The 21944-nt window shown below is 68.6% G+C and carries 24 protein-coding genes and 1 tRNA gene; 20 read left to right on the forward strand and 5 right to left on the reverse strand.

Translation table 11 applies throughout. The features are described 5' to 3' along the window. Nucleotides 1–2: 2 nt before the first annotated feature. The 7 genes from EBN03_RS00455 to EBN03_RS00485 all read left to right on the forward strand — a co-directional run bounded on the left by EBN03_RS00455 (nt 3) and on the right by EBN03_RS00485 (nt 5443). Complete coding sequence (locus tag EBN03_RS00455; RefSeq protein ID WP_233608012.1) at nt 3–743, forward strand: lytic transglycosylase domain-containing protein; 741 nt, start codon at nt 3–5, stop codon at nt 741–743. Nucleotides 744–952: 209 nt separating this feature from the next. Beyond that, on the forward strand, nt 953–2242 hold the full coding sequence (gene eno / locus EBN03_RS00460) for a phosphopyruvate hydratase (protein WP_122186668.1): 1290 nt from the start codon (nt 953–955) through the stop codon (nt 2240–2242). Between the two features lie 135 nt (nt 2243–2377). Continuing rightward, nucleotides 2378–2923 (forward strand): FtsB family cell division protein, encoded by a 546-nt coding sequence (locus EBN03_RS00465; protein ID WP_122186669.1) that lies wholly within the window; start codon nt 2378–2380, stop codon nt 2921–2923. Then, on the forward strand, nt 2920–3459 hold the full coding sequence (locus EBN03_RS00470; protein WP_122185852.1) for a DUF501 domain-containing protein: 540 nt from the start codon (nt 2920–2922) through the stop codon (nt 3457–3459). The genes EBN03_RS00465 and EBN03_RS00470 overlap by 4 nt, the downstream gene beginning before the upstream one ends. A 228-nt stretch (nt 3460–3687) precedes the next feature. Next, nucleotides 3688–3975 (forward strand): hypothetical protein, encoded by a 288-nt coding sequence (locus EBN03_RS00475; RefSeq protein ID WP_122185853.1) that lies wholly within the window; start codon nt 3688–3690, stop codon nt 3973–3975. A 92-nt stretch (nt 3976–4067) separates the two neighbouring features. Further along, the gene (locus EBN03_RS00480) at nt 4068–4394 is read left to right on the forward strand and encodes a type II toxin-antitoxin system VapC family toxin (protein WP_233608013.1); all 327 of its coding nucleotides are present in this window, start codon (nt 4068–4070) and stop codon (nt 4392–4394) included. Nucleotides 4395–4495: 101 nt separating this feature from the next. Further along, nucleotides 4496–5443: a Ppx/GppA phosphatase family protein gene (locus EBN03_RS00485; protein ID WP_122186670.1), complete on the forward strand. Its 948-nt coding sequence runs from the start codon at nt 4496–4498 to the stop codon at nt 5441–5443. A gap of 24 nt (nt 5444–5467) precedes the next feature. On the opposite strand, the gene EBN03_RS00490 is transcribed toward EBN03_RS00485, so the two are convergent. Beyond that, the gene (locus tag EBN03_RS00490) at nt 5468–5947 is read right to left on the reverse strand and encodes a DUF6194 family protein (RefSeq protein WP_122185855.1); all 480 of its coding nucleotides are present in this window, start codon (nt 5945–5947) and stop codon (nt 5468–5470) included. A 38-nt stretch (nt 5948–5985) separates the two neighbouring features. Here EBN03_RS00490 and EBN03_RS00495 point away from each other — a divergent pair, with 38 nt between their 5' ends. The 3 genes from EBN03_RS00495 to EBN03_RS00505 all read left to right on the forward strand — a co-directional run bounded on the left by EBN03_RS00495 (nt 5986) and on the right by EBN03_RS00505 (nt 8347). Then, entirely contained in the window at nt 5986–6702 is a 717-nt protein-coding gene (locus EBN03_RS00495; RefSeq protein ID WP_325052042.1) for a MerR family transcriptional regulator, read from the forward strand. Nucleotides 6703–6816: 114 nt separating this feature from the next. Continuing rightward, nucleotides 6817–8217 (forward strand): peptide MFS transporter, encoded by a 1401-nt coding sequence (locus tag EBN03_RS00500; RefSeq protein WP_122185857.1) that lies wholly within the window; start codon nt 6817–6819, stop codon nt 8215–8217. Nucleotides 8218–8273: 56 nt separating this feature from the next. Further along, a tRNA-Leu gene (locus EBN03_RS00505) sits at nt 8274–8347 on the forward strand. A gap of 77 nt (nt 8348–8424) precedes the next feature. Here the strand turns inward: EBN03_RS00505 and EBN03_RS00510 are convergent. After that, nucleotides 8425–9531, reverse strand: coding sequence for a baeRF11 domain-containing protein (locus EBN03_RS00510; RefSeq protein WP_122185858.1), 1107 nt, complete (start codon nt 9529–9531; stop codon nt 8425–8427). A gap of 323 nt (nt 9532–9854) precedes the next feature. Here EBN03_RS00510 and EBN03_RS00515 point away from each other — a divergent pair, with 323 nt between their 5' ends. Continuing rightward, nucleotides 9855–10691 carry an SDR family oxidoreductase gene (locus EBN03_RS00515; protein ID WP_122185859.1) on the forward strand — a complete coding sequence of 279 codons (837 nt, stop codon included), beginning with the start codon at nt 9855–9857 and terminating at the stop codon, nt 10689–10691. Continuing rightward, nucleotides 10691–11377, forward strand: coding sequence for a DUF998 domain-containing protein (locus EBN03_RS00520; protein WP_122185860.1), 687 nt, complete (start codon nt 10691–10693; stop codon nt 11375–11377). Before EBN03_RS00515 ends, EBN03_RS00520 begins: the two co-directional genes overlap by 1 nt. A gap of 26 nt (nt 11378–11403) precedes the next feature. Here the strand turns inward: EBN03_RS00520 and EBN03_RS00525 are convergent, their stop codons facing one another. Beyond that, nucleotides 11404–12471 carry an AraC family transcriptional regulator gene (locus EBN03_RS00525; RefSeq protein WP_122185861.1) on the reverse strand — a complete coding sequence of 356 codons (1068 nt, stop codon included), beginning with the start codon at nt 12469–12471 and terminating at the stop codon, nt 11404–11406. 238 nt (nt 12472–12709) lie between these two features. Here EBN03_RS00525 and EBN03_RS00530 point away from each other — a divergent pair, with 238 nt between their 5' ends. The 8 genes from EBN03_RS00530 (at nt 12710) to EBN03_RS00565 (ending at nt 20435) form a co-directional block, all read left to right on the forward strand. After that, nucleotides 12710–13546, forward strand: coding sequence for an ABC transporter permease (locus EBN03_RS00530; protein ID WP_122185862.1), 837 nt, complete (start codon nt 12710–12712; stop codon nt 13544–13546). Beyond that, on the forward strand, nt 13543–14274 hold the full coding sequence (locus EBN03_RS00535) for an ABC transporter ATP-binding protein (protein ID WP_122185863.1): 732 nt from the start codon (nt 13543–13545) through the stop codon (nt 14272–14274). Before EBN03_RS00530 ends, EBN03_RS00535 begins: the two co-directional genes overlap by 4 nt. After that, complete coding sequence (locus tag EBN03_RS00540) at nt 14271–15857, forward strand: FAD-dependent oxidoreductase (RefSeq protein ID WP_122185864.1); 1587 nt, start codon at nt 14271–14273, stop codon at nt 15855–15857. The genes EBN03_RS00535 and EBN03_RS00540 overlap by 4 nt, the downstream gene beginning before the upstream one ends. Next, nucleotides 15854–16195 (forward strand): 4Fe-4S dicluster domain-containing protein, encoded by a 342-nt coding sequence (locus EBN03_RS00545; protein WP_122186671.1) that lies wholly within the window; start codon nt 15854–15856, stop codon nt 16193–16195. The genes EBN03_RS00540 and EBN03_RS00545 overlap by 4 nt, the downstream gene beginning before the upstream one ends. A gap of 14 nt (nt 16196–16209) precedes the next feature. Then, nucleotides 16210–17205 (forward strand): ABC transporter substrate-binding protein, encoded by a 996-nt coding sequence (locus tag EBN03_RS00550; RefSeq protein ID WP_122185865.1) that lies wholly within the window; start codon nt 16210–16212, stop codon nt 17203–17205. 180 nt (nt 17206–17385) lie between these two features. After that, nucleotides 17386–18084, forward strand: coding sequence for a TetR/AcrR family transcriptional regulator (locus EBN03_RS00555; RefSeq protein WP_122185866.1), 699 nt, complete (start codon nt 17386–17388; stop codon nt 18082–18084). An 83-nt stretch (nt 18085–18167) separates the two neighbouring features. Continuing rightward, on the forward strand, nt 18168–19574 hold the full coding sequence (locus EBN03_RS00560) for a lipase family protein (protein ID WP_122185867.1): 1407 nt from the start codon (nt 18168–18170) through the stop codon (nt 19572–19574). 132 nt (nt 19575–19706) lie between these two features. Then, nucleotides 19707–20435, forward strand: a complete 729-nt coding sequence (locus EBN03_RS00565) for a chymotrypsin family serine protease (RefSeq protein WP_122185868.1) — start codon at nt 19707–19709, stop codon at nt 20433–20435. A 100-nt stretch (nt 20436–20535) separates the two neighbouring features. Here the strand turns inward: EBN03_RS00565 and EBN03_RS00570 are convergent, their stop codons facing one another. Next, nucleotides 20536–21105, reverse strand: a complete 570-nt coding sequence (locus tag EBN03_RS00570) for a hypothetical protein (protein ID WP_122185869.1) — start codon at nt 21103–21105, stop codon at nt 20536–20538. A 63-nt stretch (nt 21106–21168) separates the two neighbouring features. Next, a complete protein-coding gene (locus EBN03_RS00575) occupies nt 21169–21921 on the reverse strand; it encodes a TetR/AcrR family transcriptional regulator (protein ID WP_158675499.1) in 753 nt (250 codons plus the stop codon). Nucleotides 21922–21944 lie beyond the last annotated feature (23 nt).

A 21944-nucleotide genomic window follows, 5' to 3' on the forward strand; every position in this document is an offset into this window, starting at 1 on the left:
TCGTGAGGTTCGTCGAGAGCGGTGCCGGCGCCTGGATTCTGCGCGCCGCCGGGGGTGCGCTGGTGGCTCTCGCAGTGGCGGCATGCGGTGCGCCGCTGCCGCCGATTCCGGACGGGATCCCGCCCGGCCCCGGCGATCCGGTCCCCGCCATGGACCTCGACGCCCCCGGACGCACCGCGAACCAGTTGCAGGACTGGGCACAACAGCGTTCGGGAACCCTCGCCATCCCGGTGCCCGCGCTCGAGGCGTACGGGTACGCGGCCGCCGTCCTGGCCCGGTCGAGACCCGACTGCGGCATCGGCTGGACCACGCTGGCCGGCATCGCCAGCGTGGAGAGCAAGCACGGCACGCACGCCGGATCACGCATCGGCCCGGAAGGCACAGTCGCGCCGCCGATCCGCGGCATCCCGCTCGACGGCTCGCCCGGCGTCCAGCGCATCGTCGACACCGAGGCCACCGCGAAATCCGGGACCACCGTCTATGTGCGGGCCATGGGGCCGTTCCAGTTCCTGCCCGAAACCTGGAAACGCTGGGGCGTCGACGCCAACGGCGACGGGGTCGCGGACCCGGACAACATCGACGACGCGGCGCTCACCGCGGCGCGGTACCTGTGCGCCAGCGGCGGCGACCTCACCACCCCGGCCGGGTGGCAGCGGGCGCTCAACACCTACAACGAATCGAACGAGTACATGATGGAAGTCCGCAACCGCGCCGCCGCCTACAGTGTCGGCCGCCGGGTCTGACACGGTGTGCGACGCCGAAAGTCGGCCGCCCGATCCACCGGCGGGTGAAGGTTGTCGGCGGTGTCCGGTGCACCGCGTCCCGCGCCGTGTGCCAGCGCCGGGCCGCAGGTCTCATCGGCGCTGATAGGCTCCCTATCGCGCACAAGCCGTGCGACCTGCCCATGGACGGCGGTGGACAGGTGGAGCAGCAGCCGAAGGAGTGTCGTTTCGTGGCCATCATCGAACAGGTCGGAGCTCGCGAGATCCTCGATTCGCGTGGTAACCCCACCGTCGAGGTCGAGATCGCTCTCGACGACGGCACCCTGACCCGGGCGGCCGTACCCTCCGGTGCGTCCACCGGTGAGCACGAGGCCGTGGAGCTGCGCGACGGTGGCGACCGCTACCTCGGCAAGGGTGTCCGCAAGGCCGTCGAAGGCGTGCTGGACGAGATCGCGCCGGCCGTGATCGGCCTCGACGCGGTCGAGCAGCGGACCGTCGACCAGGTGCTGCTGGACCTCGACGGCACCCCGGACAAGTCCCGTCTCGGCGCCAACGCGCTGCTCGGTGTGTCGCTCGCGGTGGCCCGCGCCGCCGCCGAGTCCTCGGGCCTGGAGCTGTTCCGCTACCTCGGTGGCCCGAACGCCCACGTGCTGCCCGTGCCGATGATGAACATCCTCAACGGTGGCGCGCACGCCGACACCTCGGTCGACGTGCAGGAATTCATGATCGCCCCGATCGGCGCGCCCACCTTCAAGGAGGCGCTGCGCTGGGGTGCCGAGGTGTACCACGCGCTGAAGGCCGAGCTGAAGAGCCGCGGCCTGTCCACCGGCCTGGGCGACGAGGGCGGCTTCGCCCCCGACCTGCCGGGCGGCACCCGCGAGGCGCTGGACCTGATCGTGGCCGCCATCCAGAAGGCCGGCTACAAGGTGGGTTCGGAGATCGCGCTGGCGCTCGACGTCGCCGCCACCGAGTTCTACACCCCCGGTGAGGGTTACAAGTTCGAGGGCAGCGTCCGGACCGCCGCCGAGATGGGCGCGTTCTACGAGGAGCTGCTCGGCTCCTACCCGCTGGTCTCCATCGAGGACCCGCTGTCGGAGGACGACTGGGACGGCTGGGTCGAGCTGACCGACCAGATCGGCGACAAGGTGCAGCTGGTCGGCGACGACCTGTTCGTCACCAACCCGGAGCGGCTCGAGGAGGGCATCGCCAAGGGCGCCGGTAACGCGCTGCTGGTGAAGGTCAACCAGATCGGCACCCTGACCGAGACCCTGGACGCGGTCGACCTCGCCCACCGCAACGGCTACAAGACCATGATGAGCCACCGGTCCGGCGAGACCGAGGACACCACCATCGCCGACCTGGCGGTCGCGGTGGGCTCCGGCCAGATCAAGACCGGTGCGCCGGCTCGGTCCGAGCGGGTCGCCAAGTACAACCAGCTGCTGCGCATCGAGGACGCGCTCGGCGACTCGGCCGCCTACGCCGGTGGGGTCGCGTTCCCCCGCTTCTCGTTCGAGGGATAGTACGGTCGTAGCCGGTGGCCGGTCCGCGTCCGCGGGTCCGGTCGCCGGCGCCGTGCGACAGGCGCCGCGCGTGCCCGCTCTCGGGTGCGGCTTGCAAGGCAAGGCAATTCGTACGGCGATGGTCGAGGTGTGAAGATGACGGAGCGACGAGCACGCGCGACCAGTCCGACCGGACGCGGCGCCCAGCGCTCGACCCGGGCTACCCGCGCTCGGGGTGTCTCCGTGCGCGGGGGACCGCGGACCACCACGAAGACCACCAAGTCCGCGGAGCGGTCCGTACTCGGCCTGTCCACCGGCCGGGCTGTGCTGCTGGCCGCGGTGCTGTGCGCGCTCGCGCTCACCCTGGCCGTCCCGATGCGCACCTATTTCAGTCAGCGCAGCGAGGCCACCCAGCTCGCCCAGCAGCGCCGGCAGTTGGAGAGCGACCTTGCCCAGTTGCGCGATCGTCGTGCGCAGCAACAGGATCCGGCCTACATCCGCTCCGAGGCGCGGGACCGGCTGCGGCTGGTGATGCCCGGAGAGACCCCCTACATCGTGCAGGTTCCGGGTATCGAACATCCGGCGGTGCCGGCGCCGGTGCCGCAGGAACACACGCCCGCCCCCTGGTACACCCAGCTCTGGCACAGTCTCGCCAACCCCCCGTCCACCCCCGTGCCCACCCCAGAAGGAATGCCCCGGTGACCGATACCCCGCCCGCCGCTGCCGATCTCGAGATCATCACCGCGCAGCTGGGACGGTTGCCGCGCGGTGTGCTCGCGGTCGCCTACCGCACCCCCGACGGTCAGCCGGCCGTGGTGAAGACGGCACCGCGCCTGCCCGACGGCACCCCCTTCCCGACCCTGTACTACCTGACCGACCCCCGCCTGACCGCCGAGGCGAGCCGCCAGGAAGCAGCCGGCCTGATGCGCGGCATGCAGGAGCGCCTGGCCTCCGATCCGGATCTCGCCGCCGCCTACCTCGCCGCTCACCGCAGCTATCTCGCCGAACGCAACGAGATCGAAAACCTCACCACCCACACCGATTTCAGCGGCGGTGGCATGCCCGACCGCGTGAAATGCCTGCACGTGCTGATGGCGCACTCCCTGGCCAAGGGGCCGGGAGTGAACCCGCTCGGCGACGAGGCGGTGGCGCTGGCGGCCGAACAGGGCCTGCGTGGGACCGCGATCCCGGCGGACTGGCCGGCGTATTCGGAGTTCGCGCCGGCCGAATCGGAGTGAGGCGGGTCGATACCGCCCGACTGCTTCGCGATTCGCGCCGGATAATCGTATTTTCTTGCGGCTGAATAGTTTTCGGGCCGTTTGCCGCGCGCACCTATCTGTCGAGTGATCTATTGATCTTTATATCTAGTCGACTATGGATAAGAGCGGTGATAGATAGATGCCATGACATGCGCGGTATTGATTGCAGATCGGCCGCTTCCTACATCGTTTGATACGATTGAAACCGTGGCCGAGCAGGAGTACGGAATCGGCGAGGGCCCGGCGACCCGGGTCAGTCTGTCCTTGCCACTTGGGACCTTGCAGGCAATACGTAGTCAGGTCGACGACCGGCAGTTCTCCTCGTTTGTGGCGTCGGTACTGGCCGACGAGCTGCGTGGTCGGGTCATAGACGAATACCTGGCGGATTGTGTGCGCCGAACCGGCCCGATCTCGGATGAGGATCGTCGCTGGGCGCAGGGTGCTCTGGAGCAGGCGCTGGGGCTGGAGGTCCTGCGATCGGAGGCCGAGGACTGATGGGGCGTCGTCGGAAAGGTGTCGCTCCTCGGGGCACCGTGGTCTTGGATTGTGACGGACTGTCCCGCCTCGTCGATGCGGAACACAAGGTCGTGGCCTTCGTTCAGGAATGCCGGAAGCTGGGGATGCGGGTGGCTGTCAGTGCCCTCACCATCATCGAGGCGACTCATGCCGGCACCGACCGAAAGCGCTTGGCCTGGTTGCTTTCCGGCATGCATATCGAGCCTGTCGACGACTCGGCGGCGCATCTTGCTTCGAAGTTGCTGCAAGCCAACGGGTTGCACGGCCACACCCACGCTATTGATGCGGTGGTGGCCGAGGCCGCGATCCGGCAATCTGCCCCAGTGGTTCTGATGACCAGCGACCTCGACGATATGACGACTCTGTGCGGTGACGAGGTCCACCTCATCCGTACCTGAGTTGTTGCCGAAGGAACTGGGGTCCCCCTCGGCCGTGCGACCCGCAGCCGATACCGTCGTCAGCAGAGATGGCCGGGCGGCAGCAGTGGAAAGGTGGCGTGATGGGTGACCGGATTGCGGCAGTGGATTGCGGGACCAATTCGATCCGGTTGCTGATTGCGGAGACCGGGGCGGACGGGCGGCTGGTCGATGTGCACCGGGAGATGCGGATCGTGCGGCTCGGGCAGGGGGTCGACGCTACCGGGGAGCTGAATCCGGAGGCGATCGAGCGGACCCGGGTGGCGTTGCACGATTACGTGGATCAGATGATCGGGGCGGGGGTGAGCCGGGTTCGGATGACCGCCACGTCCGCCACACGTGACGCGCGGAATCGGGACGACTTCTTCGGCATGGCGGCCGGTGAGCTGGGGCGGGTGGTCCCCGGTGCGCGGGCCGAGGTGATCACCGGGGACGAGGAGGCTCGGCTGTCCTTCGCCGGTGCCGTCGGTGAACTGTCCAGTGCGGCAGGGCCGTTCGTGGTGGTCGATCTGGGTGGCGGTTCCACCGAACTGGTGCTGGGCGACGCGAGCGGCGTGCACGCCGCCTACTCGACCGACGTCGGCTGTGTCCGGATCACCGAGCGCTGCCTGCACTCCAACCCGCCCACTGCCGAGGAGATCTCCGCGGCAAGGGAATTCGCGGCCGAACGACTGGCGAAGGCGTTCGCTGCCGTGCCGGTCGACGGTGCGCACACCTGGGTCGGGGTGGCCGGCACCTTCACCACGCTCGCTGCCGTTGCCCTCGATCTGCCCGAATACGACTCGGAGCGAGTGCATCTCACCCGTCTGACGCTGGAACAGCTTCGGGCGGTGTGCGATCGGCTGCTCGGGATGAACCACGACGAGCGGGCCGCGCTGGGGCCGATGCATCCGGGCCGGGTCGACGTGATCGGCGGCGGATCGGTGATCGCCGAGACGCTCGCCGACGAACTGTCCCGGCGCGCGGGCATCGACGGGCTGATCGTGTCCGAGCACGACATCCTCGACGGGATCGCCCTGTCGATCTCCTGAGCCGCCGGTCGCCGGGTCTGCCGATCACGGCCGGGGCGGCTCGGATCCGGACGGCTTCCGGAGTTCGGCGCGGCGCTTGGCGTCCGCGTGTGCCTGGCGGAGGAGACCGAATACCGGCGGCCCGGCATCGGGGTTGACGATCGACACCCAGCCCTGCCTGCGATACACCGGGTGCGGGAGGACGACGCCGATCGCGGTGTAGTCGCGCGGTGCCGCCTCGGCGCGCGGGTTCTCGCCGGTCGATTCGGAGAATGCGGTGGTGCCGACGTGGATGTTGAGCCGCCACCGGTCCGGATGGTCGAGGTCGGACTCGGTGTCGCCGGGAGAGTTCTTGGTGACGATGGTGGCGTAGGGCTGCTCGCGTGGTGGGATGCGGCCGTCGGGGGCGTAGTAGAAGAAGTGATCGCCCCAGGCGAGCTCGGGGAACTCGCTGCCCGGCGTGGGCGCGAGTTCGGCCACGCCGTCGAACGAACGGATCTCCGCAAGGATTCGGTCCATACTCATGGTTGAAGTATGGGATTGAAGTGCTTATGGAGGGTTCTGTGAACACTGCGGCCGTCGCGGCGGCGTCGGGATACTCGGTGCAGCAGGTGCGTGACCTGGAAGCATCGGGGGTAATTCCGGCTGCCGAGCGATCGGAAAGCGGGTATCGGCGATTCGCCGAAGTCCACATCGAGGCCTTGCGGGCGTATCGGGATCTCGCGCATGCGGTGGGCCCGGTCGAGGCCCGCCGGGTGATGCGCGAGATTCGCGTCCTGCCCCGGGACCGGGCCGCGGCGCTGATCGGCGGACTCCACATCACCCTCGACGCCGAGCGTGCGCAATCCCGCGCGGCACGCCACGCGCTCGAGTCGATCCAAGACGAATCCGTCACGGACGCACCACCTCTCGCGGGCGACTCGATGACCATCACCGAACTGTCGCAGGCGCTGGGAGTTCGCGCCTCCACCTTGCGTTTCTGGGAACAGTGCGGTCTGGTCGCGCCCGATCGGACCGGCGCCCGATCGCGCACCGCCCGCGTCTACTCGCTCACCGCAATCCGCGACGCCCGCATCACCGCGGCCCTCCGCGCCGGCGGCTACCGCATTCCCGACGTGCAGCGGGCGATCACCGCGCTCCGCGGTCTCGGCGAAGTCAGCGAGTCCATGGCCGCCCTCGACCGCCGACTCGCATCCATCGCCGACCGCACGCTCGCGCTACTGCGCGCCGGAACGCGGCTCGCGGCAATCGTCGAATCCGCCGGGGCGGCATCGCGATAGTCGAGACACCGCTTACGCGCCGCGCGATCCGGTCGATCGCCTATTCCCGAGCGGTATCGTCGGCCCGTGACAGCGCACACGCCGGTGAGTCACCGAACCTTCTTCGGGCATCCGATGGGGTTGGCGAACCTGTTCGGGGTCGAGCTGTGGGAGCGTTTCTCGTTCTACGGGATGCTGACGATCCTCGGCTACTACCTGTACTACTCCGCCACCGATGGTGGGCTGGGGATGAACCGGGCGACGGCAACCGGGATCGTCGGCGCGTACGGCGGTCTGGTGTATCTGTCGACGGTGCTGGGTGGCTGGATCTCCGACCGGCTGCTCGGCATGGAACGCACCGTGTTCTACGGCGGCGTGGTCGTCGTGGCCGGGCACATCGCGCTCGGTCTGCTGCCTGGATTCACCGGTGTCACAGTGGGTTTGACGCTGGTGGCGCTGGGCAGCGGTGCGCTCAAAGCGAATGCGTCCGCCCTGCTGGGCACCCTCTACGCCGAGGACGATCCGCGCCGGGCGGCGGGCTTCACGCTGTTCTATCTGGGTGTCAACATCGGTGCGTTCCTGGGACCGTTGCTGACCGGGGTGCTGCAGACCCGGCTGGGGTTCCACTACGGGTTCGGTGCGGCCGCGATCGGGATGGCGCTCGGGCTGACCCAGTACGCGGTGTTCCGGCGGAACCTGGGTGAACACGGCCGGGTGGCACCGAATCCGTTGCCGCGCAGTCAATTCGGGATCGTAGCAGCGGTGGTGGCCGGGATCGTGGGGCTGGTTGCGGCGGCGTTGGGGTTCGGGGTGGTGCGCGCGAGCAATCTGTCGACGGTCACCAGTTGGTCGATCGGTGTGGTCGCGGCCGGTTATTTCGCGCTGATCCTCACCAGTTCGCGGGTGACGCCGGTCGAGCGCGCCCGGGTGCGGGCCTTCCTCCCGCTGTTCGTCGCGAACGCGGTGTTCTGGTCGCTGTTCCAGCAGATGTTCACGGTGTTGGCGGTCTACTCCGACAAACGGATGAACTGGACACTGTTCGGCTGGACCGCGCCGTCGAGCTGGATCGGCTCCGAGGAGCCGGTGTGGGTGATCGTGTTGTCCCCGCTGTTCGCGGCGCTGTGGACCCGGCTGGGCAATCGGGCGCCGACCACGCCGCGCAAGTTCGCCTACGGGGTGATCGGCATGGGCGCGGCCTTCCTGCTGTTCGTCCCCCTGGCCGGTCTCGCACGCGTTCCCGCCCTGCTGGTGTTCGTGATCCTGGGCGTCTTCGCCGTCTCCGAGCTGCTGCTTTCACCCACCGGCCTGGCCGTCACCACCCAGCTCGCCCCGAACGCTTTCCGCGCCCAGATGATGGCCCTGTACTTCCTCTCGGTCGCCCTCGGCACCGCCCTCTCCGGTGTCTTCGCCGGCTACTACGACACCGACCGCGAACCGGCCTACTTCGCCACGCTGGGCCTAGCCGCGATCACGGTCGGCATCCTGACCGCGATAATGTCCCCGTGGGTGAGCAGACACATGCCAGGTGTTCACTGACCCGACCCCCGGGAAGTAACCAAGATGGTCGTACGATTTGGGTAGTCTTACCGTGCGCCCCCGTAGCCCAATTGGCAGAGGCAGCGGACTTAAAATCCGCACAGTGTCGGTTCGAACCCGACCGGGGGCACGTACTGGATCGACGCGGCCGGGAGATTGAGCGCCAGGTAGGGCAGAGCGTCGAAAAGCGTGGACGCACCGGCTGCATCAGGGCGTGTACCGCAGAATCGCTGCGGCGGTGGCATTGTCGGGCATGTCTTGCGCCCGGACCGCGACCACCCGGCCGTCGGCCGTCAAGACCCGGCGGATGATCTCGTCCACCAGACCGGGTGCGCCCTCGGTGGAGACACCGCCGAAGGTGACCTCACCGGTGTCGGAGATCGAGCCCGCCACTGTCGCATCGATGTCGACCAGCAGCGTGTCCACCATGCCGAAGGTCGCTGTCCGGGCGATATCCGCGAGGTCGGTGACGGCCCGGCCCTCGCCGCGCCGCCGCTCGAACAATTCCCGCAGCTCGGCCAGCTCGTCGGCGTAGTACCGGTCCAGGATCCCCCGTGCCCGCAGACCCAGTTCGGCGTCCGACAACTGCTCCGGATTGCCGGTCAAGGACTCGGCCAGCAGCATCGGATAGCTGTTCACCGAGCGATACAGCGCGTCGATCGGTTCGGTCGCGGCCAGGATCAGCGGCACGTCCCGCCCGGCCAGCACCTCCCGCAACTGCCGGTCGATGGCGCGCGCATACTGCCGTACCCGCAGCTTGCGACCCTCGGTGCCCTGGATCCGCCCCTTGGGAGCCCGCCCGCTCAGCGACGCCTTGCGGGCGTGATCGGCCGCGCTGTCGGGCAGCTCGCGCACCTTCATCTCCTCGGCGCTGCCGTCCGCGCCCACCTCGATCAGCCGCACCGAGCCCTCGGCCAGCGCGAGCACGAATGCCGTCTGCGGAAAGGTCGTGGCGCGCAGCAGCGGCTTGATGCGGAACCGATCGCCGACGAAGACACCGTCGGGCAGCCGGTTCGGCAGCCGGTAGGTGCGTACCCGCTCTGGAGTGCCCAGTACCACAAGCGAATTGGACTGGAAACGCCAGAAGTCCTCGTCGTCGATGAGGTCGTCGAACTCTTCCTGCAATGCCGCGCGCGCCGTACCGTCGGAGATCCGTTCCAGCGCGGCGCGCGCCTGATTGGAGAAGGCGATCCGATTGCCGTCCGGCGACGCCGTATCGATCTCGGTGGGGGTGTAGATCGACACGCTCCAGGGGTCGGCCTCGCCCACCAGCCGCTGGACCTCGTCACGCGTCGGAATATCGGTGTGCAGCATCCGCCCTCCAAGCCTCGTGCCTTCGAGCCCATGTCCACTGCTGCGCGGCTGTACCGCGTCCCACCTGCCGTTTCCTCGTTCCGGCCGTATGCGTTCCCGACGATACCGCCACGGGTGCCCGCAGGGACCCGGCGCGATCGGATTGGTGTCGTCTTCGTGACCCGGCGGGCGTCAGGCGTCGGTGCGGACAGCGGCGGCGGCCGACCCGATCGCCGTCAGGGAATCCTGCGTCGTGCCGCTCGGCGTGATCCGACCAGCACCACCACCGCCCTAGTCAGCCGGCACAGCGAGAAGCTCTCGTCGGTTGGCGCAATCGGTTACCTATGGGCGCGATCGGTCCTGGCCGCGGCTGTCCACCGCCGAGAAGATGGCAATGGTTCGAAGCCGAAGAGATGTGGAGTCGACTGATGTCGCAAGTTGTTCGGGACCTGGAAGGCAAAGTGGCGCTGATCGTCGGCGGCACCCGCAATCAGGGTGCGGAGTTCGCCAGGAATATCGCCGCGCGGGGTGCGGTCACGATCGTCACCTATCAGGGCGACGAACAGGCCGCGAAGAACACGCTGGCGGAGCTCGAGGTATTCGGCACGACGGCCGAGGCGATACGCTCCGACGCGGCCTCGGTGGCCGACGTCGACGGGCTGTTCGCGGATGTCGTCGCACGCCACGGCAAGCTGGATATCGTGGTGCACGTGCCGGGTCGGGTCATCAAGAAGCCGATCGTGGACACCACCGACGACGATTTCGATCAGCTGATCGTGCGCAATACACGGACAGCGTTCAACACGCTGCGAGCCGCGGCTCGCCACCTGGCCGACAACGGCCGCTATGTCGTGTTGTCCACCACGCTGACCTCGATCATGACCGGCACCTACGGCCTGTATTCCGGTTCGAAGGCGGCCGTCGAGCGCATGGTGGTCGCTGCGGCCAAGGAGCTGGGCGGGCGCGGAATCACGGTCAATGCCGTCGCTCCGGGCCCGATCGACGACGACTTCTTCCGTGGCGCGGAGACGCCCGAATCCATTGCGGCGGCGGCATTGCACAATCCGCAGGCACGTCTCGGAGTGCCCTCCGACATCGGGCCGGTGGTCGGCTGGCTGGTCAGTGATGCGGCGGGGTGGGTGTCCGGGCAGACGATCCGCGCCAACGGCGCGATGTTCTGATGGTGCCTGCGGGGACCGTGGAAGCCGGTCGGGTGCGGTCCGCCGGCACCTGGCTGCCACGGGTGACCGCAGCCTGCTGGTTGTTCACGCTGGTGTACTTCCCCGTCTCGATCGCGGTGGCTCGCGGATGGCCGGCGGGATACCGAATGTCGGACAACTACATCAGCGATCTCGGTATCACTCGCTGCGGGAACTACACCGATCGTGACGGGACCTCGCGATGGGTGTGCTCGCCCGACCACCTGGTGCAGAACGTGATGTTCGTGCTTACCGGGCTGCTGACCGTCGCGGGTGCGCTGGGTTGGGCACGCATGTGGGGTGGGCGCGGGTTGCGCGCCGGGTGCGCGCTGTTGGCCGTCGCCGGGCTCGGAATCGTGGGTATCGGGTTGGCGCCCTGGGACATTCGACCACAGACCCACGACACCATCGCATTGTTGCAGTGGATACTGCAGTTGGCGGGTATGGCCCTGATCGTCCCGGAGGCTTCGCGTAGCCGGCGAAGCCTGGCGGTCGGCACCGTACTGTCCGCCGTGATCTCGGTGATCGGCGGGGTGTTCCTGTTCGCGAGAAACCATTTCGGGCTCGGAGCGGGGATTTCCGAACGTATCGCCTTCGACACCCTCACCCTGTGGGGCGGACAGGTCGGGTTCGTCCTGTGGCGCTCGGCTGGCCGCCGGTCGAACTGAGAAGGCCGGTCGGTCTACCGTCGCGCTCACTCCCGGCGGTCAGCGTGGCGGTAGGCATCCGGGGACAGGCCGGTCCAGCTGCCGAACGCGCGACTGAGCGCGCGAGCATCGGTGTAGCCGACACGTAGGGCGATGGCCTGTACGGTGAGGGTGGTGTGGCGCAGCAGGTCGGTGGCCAGTTCGCGGCGCGCTGCCGCCAATTCCTCGCTCCAGGATGTGCCCGCCGCGGACAGGCGCCGCTGCAGGGTACGGTCACCGATCGCCAGTCGCCCGGCGACGGCGCCGATCCGCGGACCGCGGGTCAGCGAGCTGTTCGTCGGCCCGGTGCGCTGGGTCATTTCGATACGCAGCGCCGCGCGGAAGGAATCGATCCATCCCGGAACGGGCCGGGCGGCGTCGATGGCCTGCTGGGCGGCAGTCTGCAGAATCCGGCGCAAGTAGGGATCGTGTGAACGGGCTCCTCCGGCGTGCGGTCCGGTGAGCCGGTAGTGGATGAGGTCGGCCGGCTGATCGAAGTGGATCGCTGCGGTGCCCAGGGCATCCTCGAGATAGCGGTGACGACGAGGCGCCGGGTGCGCGAAGTCGACCCGGACCGGCACGGCTGCGGCCCCGAAGGCGTCCCGGGCCCGCCGGACGGCCACTGTCACCGCGAATTCGTTGATGATGCTGCGGGTCTCGCCGTAGGTCGTGCCGCGATACCCGACGGTGAGCGCGGACTCGTGCTCGGCGACCTCCAGCCGCGCGGCCGGATCACAGATCACATCACTGAACCGGGCCGCGTCGTGGAAACCCTCCACCAGCGTTGGGGCAGTACTGAACAGGTAGTCCCAGATGTGCAGCCGTCCGTGGTCGGCCGTATCGGCTGCCCGGACGCCCGCCTCGTTGCCGATGACGTGCTCCATCAGTGCCCACAGCTGATATTGGCTCCGCGAGGGGATCCGAATCCGATCGTCGGCCAACAGGTTCCGATCGAAGTTCGCGATTCGGGTGGCCTCGGCCTCGTCGATCCCGGACCGGACCGCCGTGTCCAGCGCAATCCGCGCCGCATGCCCCGACACCGTGCTCACCAGCGCGGGATTCCTGGTCTCTTCCATTCGTTCGATTCTGCGTCAGCGGTGGGCCGCAGCCGTCCAGCGGGCAGAGAGCCGGGCCGGCGACGGTCGGAGTCCACTGGACGGCTGCCAGCGGGTCGGCATCCGGTGTGAGAAGGGCGCTGCTCGAGACACGCTGATGGCGGTAGAGCTCAGGATCAGGGCGATTGCAACCATGGGAGGAATGCGGTAGGGGCCGTTACGGTGCCAGCACACTTCTTCTCGTGTGAGGACCCGTGCAATGGCACTGCAACTGGAACACCTCGCGCCGCCGATCACGGAATCCGATGAGCTGGAGGATGATTCGGTCGGGAATGCGCGGCGGATAACTCGTTTCGCGCGCAGGTCCAGTGGACTGGTCATCGTTCTGGTGATCTGGCAGCTGGGCGCGCGCGGCTGGTTGGGCACCACGACGCCGGCGCCCTCCGAAGTACTCTCCGCCGGTTGGGAACTGATTGTTTCCGGCGAGTTGTGGCGCCATCTGGCCGCCTCCACCCGGCGGGTGGGGGTCGGGCTGGGGATCGGGATCGCCATCGGGCTGCTGCTGGGTGCGGCAGCCGGATTGTTCCGGGCCGCAGAGGATCTGGTCAACGGGCCGCTGCAGGCGTTGCGCATGCTGCCCACGCTGGCCCTGGTGCCGGTGTTCATCATCTGGTTCGGCATCGGTGACACCTTCAAGATCGCGCTCATCGTGGTGGCGCCGATCTTCCCCATCTATCTCAACGTCCTGGCCGGAATCCGGGGTGTGGACCGGCGGTTGGTAGAGGCGGCGGAGTCGCTGGGGCTCAGCAGATTCCAGCTCACGACCCGCGTCGTGCTGCCCGGCGCGCTGCCCCAGATCCTGGTGGGACTGCGACAGGCGCTGGGGATCGGCTGGCTCACCCTGGTCGTCGCGGAGATGCAGACCACGCCGGTCGGGCTCGGCTTCCTCATGAACGACGCCAAGGAGTATCTGCGCACCGACCAGATCTTCCTGGTGTTGGTCATCTACGCCGTACTGGGACTGCTCACCGACCTGTTCGTCCGGCTGCTCGAACACCGGTTCCTGGCCTGGCGCAACGGATTCGAGGGACGATGAGCACCACGACCACCCGATCCGGCGTCCGGATCCGCCACGCGGGCCGCCGTTTCGCCGGCCGCGCTGTGCTGCGCGACATCGATCTCGACATCGCCCCCGGCGAATTCGTCGCCCTGCTGGGCGCGAGCGGCTCCGGCAAGAGCACGCTGCTGCGTGGACTCGCGGGCCTCGACCGCGGGTTCACCGGCAGCATCGAAGCCCCGGAGTCCAAAGCCGTCGTCTTCCAAGAGCATCGGCTGATGCCCTGGATGTCGGTGTGGCGCAATGTCGTTCTCGGGCTGGACGGTGCCACGAAGGCGCGGGCGCTCGCGGCGCTCGACGAGGTCGGGCTGGCGGCGAAGGCCGAGGTGTGGCCGGCCACGCTCTCCGGGGGCGAGGCCCAGCGGGTCGCGCTTGCTCGGGCCCTGGTCCGCAGTCCCGAACTGCTGCTGCTCGACGAGCCGTTCGGCGCACTCGACGCGCTGACCCGGCTGCGCGCCCAAGCGCTGGTCGCCCGCCTGTGGACGCAGCACCGGCCGTCGGTGCTGCTGGTCACCCACGACGTGGAAGAGGCGCTGCTGCTGGCCGATCGCGCGCTGGTCCTGCGCGACGGCCGGATCGCCGAATCCTTCGAGGTCGCCGTCGCCCGCCCGCGCTCGGTGCTCGACCCCGCATTCTCCGAACTCCGTCGCCGGCTGCTGCTCGCACTCGGCGTCGATCCCGAATCACCGACAGGAGCGGATCTGTGAACGACACCTGGCACAGCAGTACCGACGTCTTGATCATCGGCGGCGGCCCGGCCGCCTGCTGGGCCGCGATCCACGCCCGCGAAGCCGGCGCCGAGGTGATTCTCGTCGACAAGGGCTATTGCGGAACCAGCGGTGCCACAGCGCCTTCCGGCACCGGAGTATGGTACATCGCGCCCGAGGCAACCGCCCGCGCCAATGCCAAGGCCAGCCGGGAGGCACTCGGCGGGCACCTGGCCGACCATTACTGGATGGACCGGGTGCTGGACCGGACCTACACCAATATCAACCGGCTCGCGGTGGAGGGCCGCTACCCGTTCCCGGTGGATCCGGCGACCGGCGAGCCGTTGCGCACCGGCGTGCAGGGCCCGGAATACATGCGCCGCATGCGAGCCTGGGTCAAGCGGCTCGGGGTCGAAATCCTGGACCACTCACCGGCATTGGAACTCCTGATCGATTCGGACGGGGTGGTGGGCGGTGCGGCCGGATATCAGCGGCAGCTCGACCGTGACTACCGCATCGCCGCCGGGGCGGTCGTACTCGCCAGTGGCGGTTGCGCTTTCCTGTCCCGCGCGCTCGGCACGAACGTCGACACCGGCGACGGGGCGCTCATGGCCGCGGAGGTGGGAGCCCGCTTCTCGGGGATGGAATTCTCCAACGCCTATGCCATCGTGCCGAAGGGATCGACGGTCACCAAGACCGCGTATTACGGCTACGCCACCTTCTTCCACGAGAACGGTGCGGTGATCGAAGGGGCCGGTTCCACCCAGGGCCGCTCGGTGATCGCGCGAACCTTGTTGTCGGAGAAGGTATTCGCGCAGCTTGATCGGGCCGATGCCACCGTCGCAGCTCAGATGCGGCTGGGGCAGCCCAATTTCTTCCTCCAGTTCGACCGGCGCGGTATCGACCCGTTCACCGATCGCTTCGAAGTCGATCTGCTCGCCGAAGGCACCGTGCGCGGCACCGGCGGCCTCGACATCGTCGACGATGACTGCGCCACAACGGTTCCCGGCCTGTATGCCGCCGGTGACGCGGCCACCCGGGAGCGGATCTGTGGCGGCTTCACCGGTGGCGGCAGCCACAATTCGGCCTGGGCCATGTCCTCGGGCAGCTTCGCCGGAACCGGGGCCGCGCGGTTCGCGCTCGGCTCGACCCGGCCGGATCACGCGGCATTGACCGGTGCCGGGCGGACCGGATTGCGGCCCGACAGTGGGGAATCGGTGACCGCCGACGAGGTGGTCTCCGCGGCGCAGGCCGAGCTGATCCCGTTCGAGAAGAACTACCTGCGACACGGCGACCGGATCAGGCCCGCGCTCGACGCCCTGGACCGGTTGTGGGAGCGCGCGTCCGGGCTCGGTGGGGGCGCGGGAGACGCGCGGGTGCGTGCCCGGCAGGCTGCGGCCATCACCGCCGTGGGGCGCCTGATGTATCGATCGACGTTGCGACGCACCGAATCTCGTGGCATGAGCAAGCGGGCCGATCATCCCGGTCAGGATCCGGCGCAGCACCATCACATCCTGTCCGGTGGGTTGGACGAGGTGTGGACCGCGACCGCTCCGGCGACCACGTCGGCGGTGGCGTCGTGATCGAGGTCGTCCGCGCCGCCGACTGCATCGCCTGCGACAAGTGCGTCGATGTGTGTCCCACCAATGTCTTCGACCGTACCGACAGCGGAATCCCGGTCATCGCACGGCAATCCGACTGCCAGACCTGCTTCATGTGCGAGGCGTACTGCCCGGCCGATGCCCTCTACGTCGCGCCGGAATCGTCCCCGCTCACCGACCCCGACGCGATCCCGGCGGACCATATCGGCCGCTACCGCAAGGAGATCGGCTGGGGGCAGGGCCGTAGGCCGGGCAGCCTGCTGGCCATCGGTCCCCACATACCCCACGGCACACCGCCACCCCGGTTGTCCGAACTCTGACCCCGAAAGACCCCATGCGTATTCTCACCCGCCTGTTGCCCGCCGTCGTCGCCGTCGCCGCCCTGGTCCTGTCCGGATGCTCGGCGGACGACGGGTCCTCGGCCACGCGCGCCCAGATCAAGACGCTCCGGATCGGTACCATCGGCAGCGGTAACGTGCTGACCGGTCCGCTCGGCTTCGCGAATCAGCGCAATGTCCTGCTGCCCGCACTGCAGCCGTTGGGTGTGGACAAGATCGAGGTGTCGAGCTTCCCCAACGGACCCGATCTCAACCAGGCGCTGGTCGGCGGTCAGCTCGATGTAGCCACCTACGGTGACACGCCGGCACTGGTGGCTCGGGGCAGCGGCTTGAAGACCCGGCTGCTGGGTTTCGCCACGGTCGGCCTCAATGCCGGTGTGGTGGCGAAGGATCCGAACATTCACACGCTGAAGGACCTGGCGGGCAAGAAGATCGGCGTCCAGCTCGGCTCCTACATCGACCGCTATCTGGAGGGTGCGCTGCAGGCGGAGGGCGTGGCGGCCGGCCAGCTCATCCACCTGCTGTCCACCGATGCCGAAGCCCCGCTGAGCAACGGCGACGTCGACGCCGTTGCCCTGCCCGACACCAACCCCACGTCCTACCTGCGCGCATTCCTGGCCAAAGGCTTCCACCAGGTGGATTCGATCGTCGACAACCACCCCGGCCTGGCCGGCACCAGCTCCGCGGTGAGCAGCCAGGACTTCCTCGACAGCCACGCCGACTTCGGAACCACCTGGCAGACCGCGCTGAACGCCGCGAACAAGTACGCCCACGAACACTGGGACGACTACGTCGCCTACGAGGTCTCCCAGTCCAAGCTTCCCGAAGCCGTCGTCCGCGCCGCGGCGCAGCGCGACAACTTCCCCGAGGAGAGCTTCCCGGCCCGCGGCATCACCCTGTTGACCGGAACCAAACAGTTCCTGGTGGACCAGAAGAAGATTCGCACCGATTTCGACCTCGAGGGCTGGTTCTATCGGCCGAAGCAGGGGTGAGCGGGGGGTCGGAGCAGCAACCTGGGGGTCGGCCTGAGCGCACAATCGTCGCCGGAATCCGGCAGGAATTGCCCGGAGGGCCCGACGATTGTGCGCTCAGGCCGGAGCAGGGGTGGCTTCGGACCGGCGTGTATGGTCCAGCCATGCCTGACGTGTGCCGACCTCGGCGGATGACTGCCGATGCCTGATTCGGGTGCGGGATCGGCGCCGCGTCGATCCGGATCCGGTGCGGCGGGTACGGCTGCGCGGGGGCAGGTGCGGCACAGTTATCGCGGGCGGTCGGTGTCGGAGCGGCAGGAGGAGCGGCGGGGGCTGTTCGAGGACGCGGCGTTGACCGTGTTCGCCGAGAAGTCGTATGCGGGAAGCACTATCACTGATGTGTGCCGGGAGGCCGGGCTGTCTCGCCGGCAGTTCTACGAGCTGTACGAGAGCCGGGACCAGTTGCTGGTCGAGGTCTACGACCGGATCCAGCGGGACGCGCAGCGGGTAGTCGACGAGGCGCTCGCCGGTGACGATCCGGATGCGCGGGCGGTGATCGCGGCGGCCGTCAGGGCGTATGTCACCTCGATCGCTGCGGACCCGAGGCGGATCGCGGTGGCGTTCGTCGAGATCGTCGGTGTGAGTGCCGAGATCGAGGCGCACCGGGCGGAGATGCGGCGGGCATGGGGCGCGAAAATCGTTGCCGGAGTGGTGAAGCGGCCGGATCTGGGGGCGCCCGCCTGCGGGTGGGCGGTGGCCATGGCGGGGTTCATCGGGGCGGTCAATGCCGCAGTGCACGAGTGGAGTTCGGCATCCGATCGGCCGCCGGTCGCCGATCTGGCGGAGATGCTGACCGCGGTGCTGTTCGCGCTGGTGCGGCCGGAGTCCGGTTCGAACTGATTGCGATCTTTCCCTGTGCTCTGGCATAGTTCGGGCACTGATTGAGACGAGGGAGTCTCAATCGTGAGGTTGGGGATGGCACCATGGAAATCGACCACGCACCGAACCGCACCCGACGGTGGTTGCGCGGAATCGCCGCATCGTGGGCACTGGGACTCGCTGTCGCCTTGGGGGCGAATGCTGTTCCGGCAGTGGCTGATCCGGTGGCTGTGCAGCCGGCGCCGGTGATCCCGCTGCCGCCGGAGCTGGACCCGGGCTTCTACCGGCCGCCGGCCGATGTGGTGGCGCAAACCGCGCCCGGCGGGATCATCGCCGTCCGGCAGATCACCGCCGCGAACCTGAGCGTGTTCCCCCTGGAGGTGGATGCCTGGCAGGTGTCCTACCGCTCCAACGACTCTCGTGACCAGCCGATCGCCGCGGTGGCCACCCTGCTGAAACCCCGTGGCAGTTCACCGGTTCCGCGCAAGCTGCTGTCGGTGCAGATGGCCGAGGACTCGACCGCCGGTTACTGCTCGTCTTCCTATGCGGTGCAACATCTCTCGGCCGCGCTCCTGGGCGGCCAGATCGTCGAACCGGCGGAGTTCGTCTTCGCGGACGCGGCGCTACAGCAGGGCTGGGCGGTCGTCATCCCCGACCACGAGGGGCCCGAATCCGCTTATGCGGCAGGCCCGCTCGGCGGTCGGATCACCCTGGACGGCATCCGCGCGGCGATCGGATTCTCGCCGCTGGAAGTGGATTCGACCTCGCCGGTCGGGATGTACGGATACTCGGGCGGCTCGATTCCCACCGGGCACGCCGCCGAACTGCACCGCAGCTACGCGCCCGAACTGAACATCGTCGCGGCCGCCGAGGGTGGGGTGGGCGCCGACCTCGGTGCCGCGCTCACCATGGCCGACAACCAGGCCACCTCCGGCCTGGTGCTCGGCGCCATCATCGGCCTCGCCCGCGAATACCCGGACTTCGCCGCCTATCTCGACAGCCACCTCGACCCGCTCGGCCGCGCCCTGGTCGCGATCAAATCGCCGCTGTGCGTGCAGTACCAATCCGCGATCCTGCCCTTCCTGAACGACAAGGGCCTGATCCACACCGACGGGGACCCGCTCGCCGACCCGCCGGTCGCCGCCATGCTGGAGGACACCCGGCTGGGCAAGACGCTGCCCGATATGCCGCTGTTCATCTGGCACTCGGCGTGGGACGAGATCCTCCCGCTGTACTCCACCGACAGCCTGGTCGACACCTACTGCGCCCAGCCCGGCGCGAGTGTCCACTACACCCGCGACCACGGCGGCGAGCACATCATCGGCGAGATCGTCGGCGGCCCCGCGGCCATCCTGTGGCTGCGCGACCGCCTCGACGGCATCCCCGCCGACCCGGGCTGCACCACCGAGGACACGCCGACCATGCTCGCCACCCCGGGTGAGCTGCCGTTCGTGCAGTCGGTCCTCGGCGAGACGGTCGCGTCACTGTTCGGGAAGGCGATCGGTCGGTAGGGAACCGCGCGGCCGGGCTGCGTCGGACCCGTCCCCGCGCGTCCGTGCAGCCGCTTCGTCCGATTCGGCGGTAACGTTCCGGAAGTCGCAGCTGCCCGGATTGCTCTTCCAATCAGTGTGTTCGGAGGCGAAGTGAACAGATCTGCCGGTCACGGAACGATTCTGGTCGCGGCGCTGCTCACGGTCACCGCCGTCATGGGTGCGACGTCGGCGGCGCAGCCGGATCGAGTGGAGGTCGGGGGCGGTACCGGCATCACCTTTCTGCGGGGACACGCGCCGGATGATCTGTCCGCGGCGGGGTCGTGCACGCTGACCACGATCGGGTACGACGCTGCCGGTGATCTGGTCGGACTGACCAACGCGCACTGCGAGTACCGGGGCGCCGAACAGTGGCTGGGGGATCGGGTGCTGCTGGAGTCCGAGGTGGCGGCAGGCGGGCCGCAAGCGGTGATCGGGACGGTGGACTACATCAGCGGCGGGAATCCGATTGTGCCGGGGCCCAACGGGGCCGGGCTCGACTACGCGGTCGTGCGCTTCGACCCGGCCGTGGTGCAGCCGGTGGCCACGGTCGGCGGCACCACGATTCGCGCGGTGGGTGCGCCGCCGCTGCCCGGGACCCCGGTGTGCAAGCAAGGGGCGACCAGCGGCCTGACCTGCGGCGTCGAGTTGCTCACCGTCGGACCCTATCTGGTGACCACGGTGCCGGAGATCCCCGGCGACTCGGGATCGCCGGTGGTCGTGGGGGATACGCTCATCGGCAACCAATGGGTGTGGGGCGGAGGAACTTCCATCAGCGCCGTGCTCGCCGATCTGGACCGCCGGGGCGGTGTCGGCGCGGGCTTCCACCCCGTCGCGCCGTAGTCGGCGGCGAAGGTCCGGACGCCAGGCGACGGTCTCGGCTGGTGTGCCGGTGCGCCTTCCACCCGGTCGGGCCCCGGCGTCGATCGCCCGACCCGGGCCCCTACGGGCGCAGCAGGGGACGCCCTTCGAGTGCGGCCGCCCAGAGCTTGCCGGCGGCATCGTCGATGTCGCCGTCGAGGAACTCGGGCAACAGGACGTCGGCCGCGTCCTCCGCGTCGGAGTGTTCGAGGTAATTGCCCTCGGGCAACCGCAGCCGACGGGCCTTCAGCTCATCGACGAAGACGACCTCCCCCCGGTCCCATGTTTCGAACCACGCGCCCGTCGACGCGGCACCGTGAACGGCGAGCATTCCCATGTCGGAGAGTTCCGTCATCAGCAGGCCTGCGACCGTGAGCGAGCCGCCGATGAACAGGTTGCTGTCCGACAGGCACATCAGGTGCTGCGCGGTGATCGAGCCGGTGACATACAGCGGTGTGTAGACGTCTCCGTTCACGAAGCGCATCGGCCCGTCGACCGTCAGGTCGCCGTCGATGACGTACACGGTGTCCTCCGCCTGACCGGGATCGTTCCCGATCGACAACGGCCCGTCGACGGTCAGGTCACCGTGGTGAACGAAGAAGTGCCGCCCGCAGATCGACGGAACGCCGAACCGGCGTGGTCGAGAGCCCACCCCACGCTGCGGCGACGAGAGCCTGTGCGCGGTCCGGGTGCCCGGCGCGTCTCGAATGGCGAGTCAGCCTCGGTCTTTCTCGACGTACGACGACAGACCTCGCACGATGATGTCGAGGCCGAGTTCGAAGCGGTCGTCGGTTCCGCCCTCGGTGAGCGGGCCGGCGAGGGCGACGATGTTCGGAAAGTGTTCGGCTGGAAGGCTTTCCATGTAGGTGCGCATCTGGGCGGTGATGGTCGCCAGGTCGGTGTCCTCGCCGTTGTCGGCCTGCTCGCGGCGCATGGCCTGTTCGATGGCCATGACGCCGAGGTAGGAGCCGAGGAGGTCGCCGGCGTAGGCGGCGATCCGGTCGGGCAGGCCGCCGGAGCGCAGTAGCGCCAGCATTTGCTCGATGGTGCGGATTCCGTTGGGGCCGAACGGGACCCGGCCGATCGTGATCTTGGCGAGGTCGCGGTGGCCGACCAGCACACGCACCGACTCGCGGGCGTACTGCTTGAGCTGCTCCTGCCAGTCGTCCGGATCCGGGTCGGGTAGCTCGACCTCGCCCATGACCCGGTCGAACATCAGGTCCAGCAGTTCGTCCTTGTCGGCGACGTGCGCGTACAACGCGGACGCGGTGGTCTGCAGTTCGTCGCCGAGGCGGCGCATCGACAGCGCGTCCAGGCCGGCGTGGTCGACGATCTTCATCGCGGCGTCGACGATCCGGTCCAGGCTCAGTGGTTCCTTGACCTTGGGCTTGGGTCGGGGCTGCTTCCAGGGCCACCGTTCACCGTTCTCGTGCCACGGGGGCGCGGGGATCACACCGTCGTCGCTCATCTCTGTCACCTCCACGAACAGCG

It is taken from the genome of Nocardia stercoris, from assembly GCF_003696265.1.
Classification (GTDB): domain Bacteria; phylum Actinomycetota; class Actinomycetes; order Mycobacteriales; family Mycobacteriaceae; genus Nocardia; species Nocardia stercoris.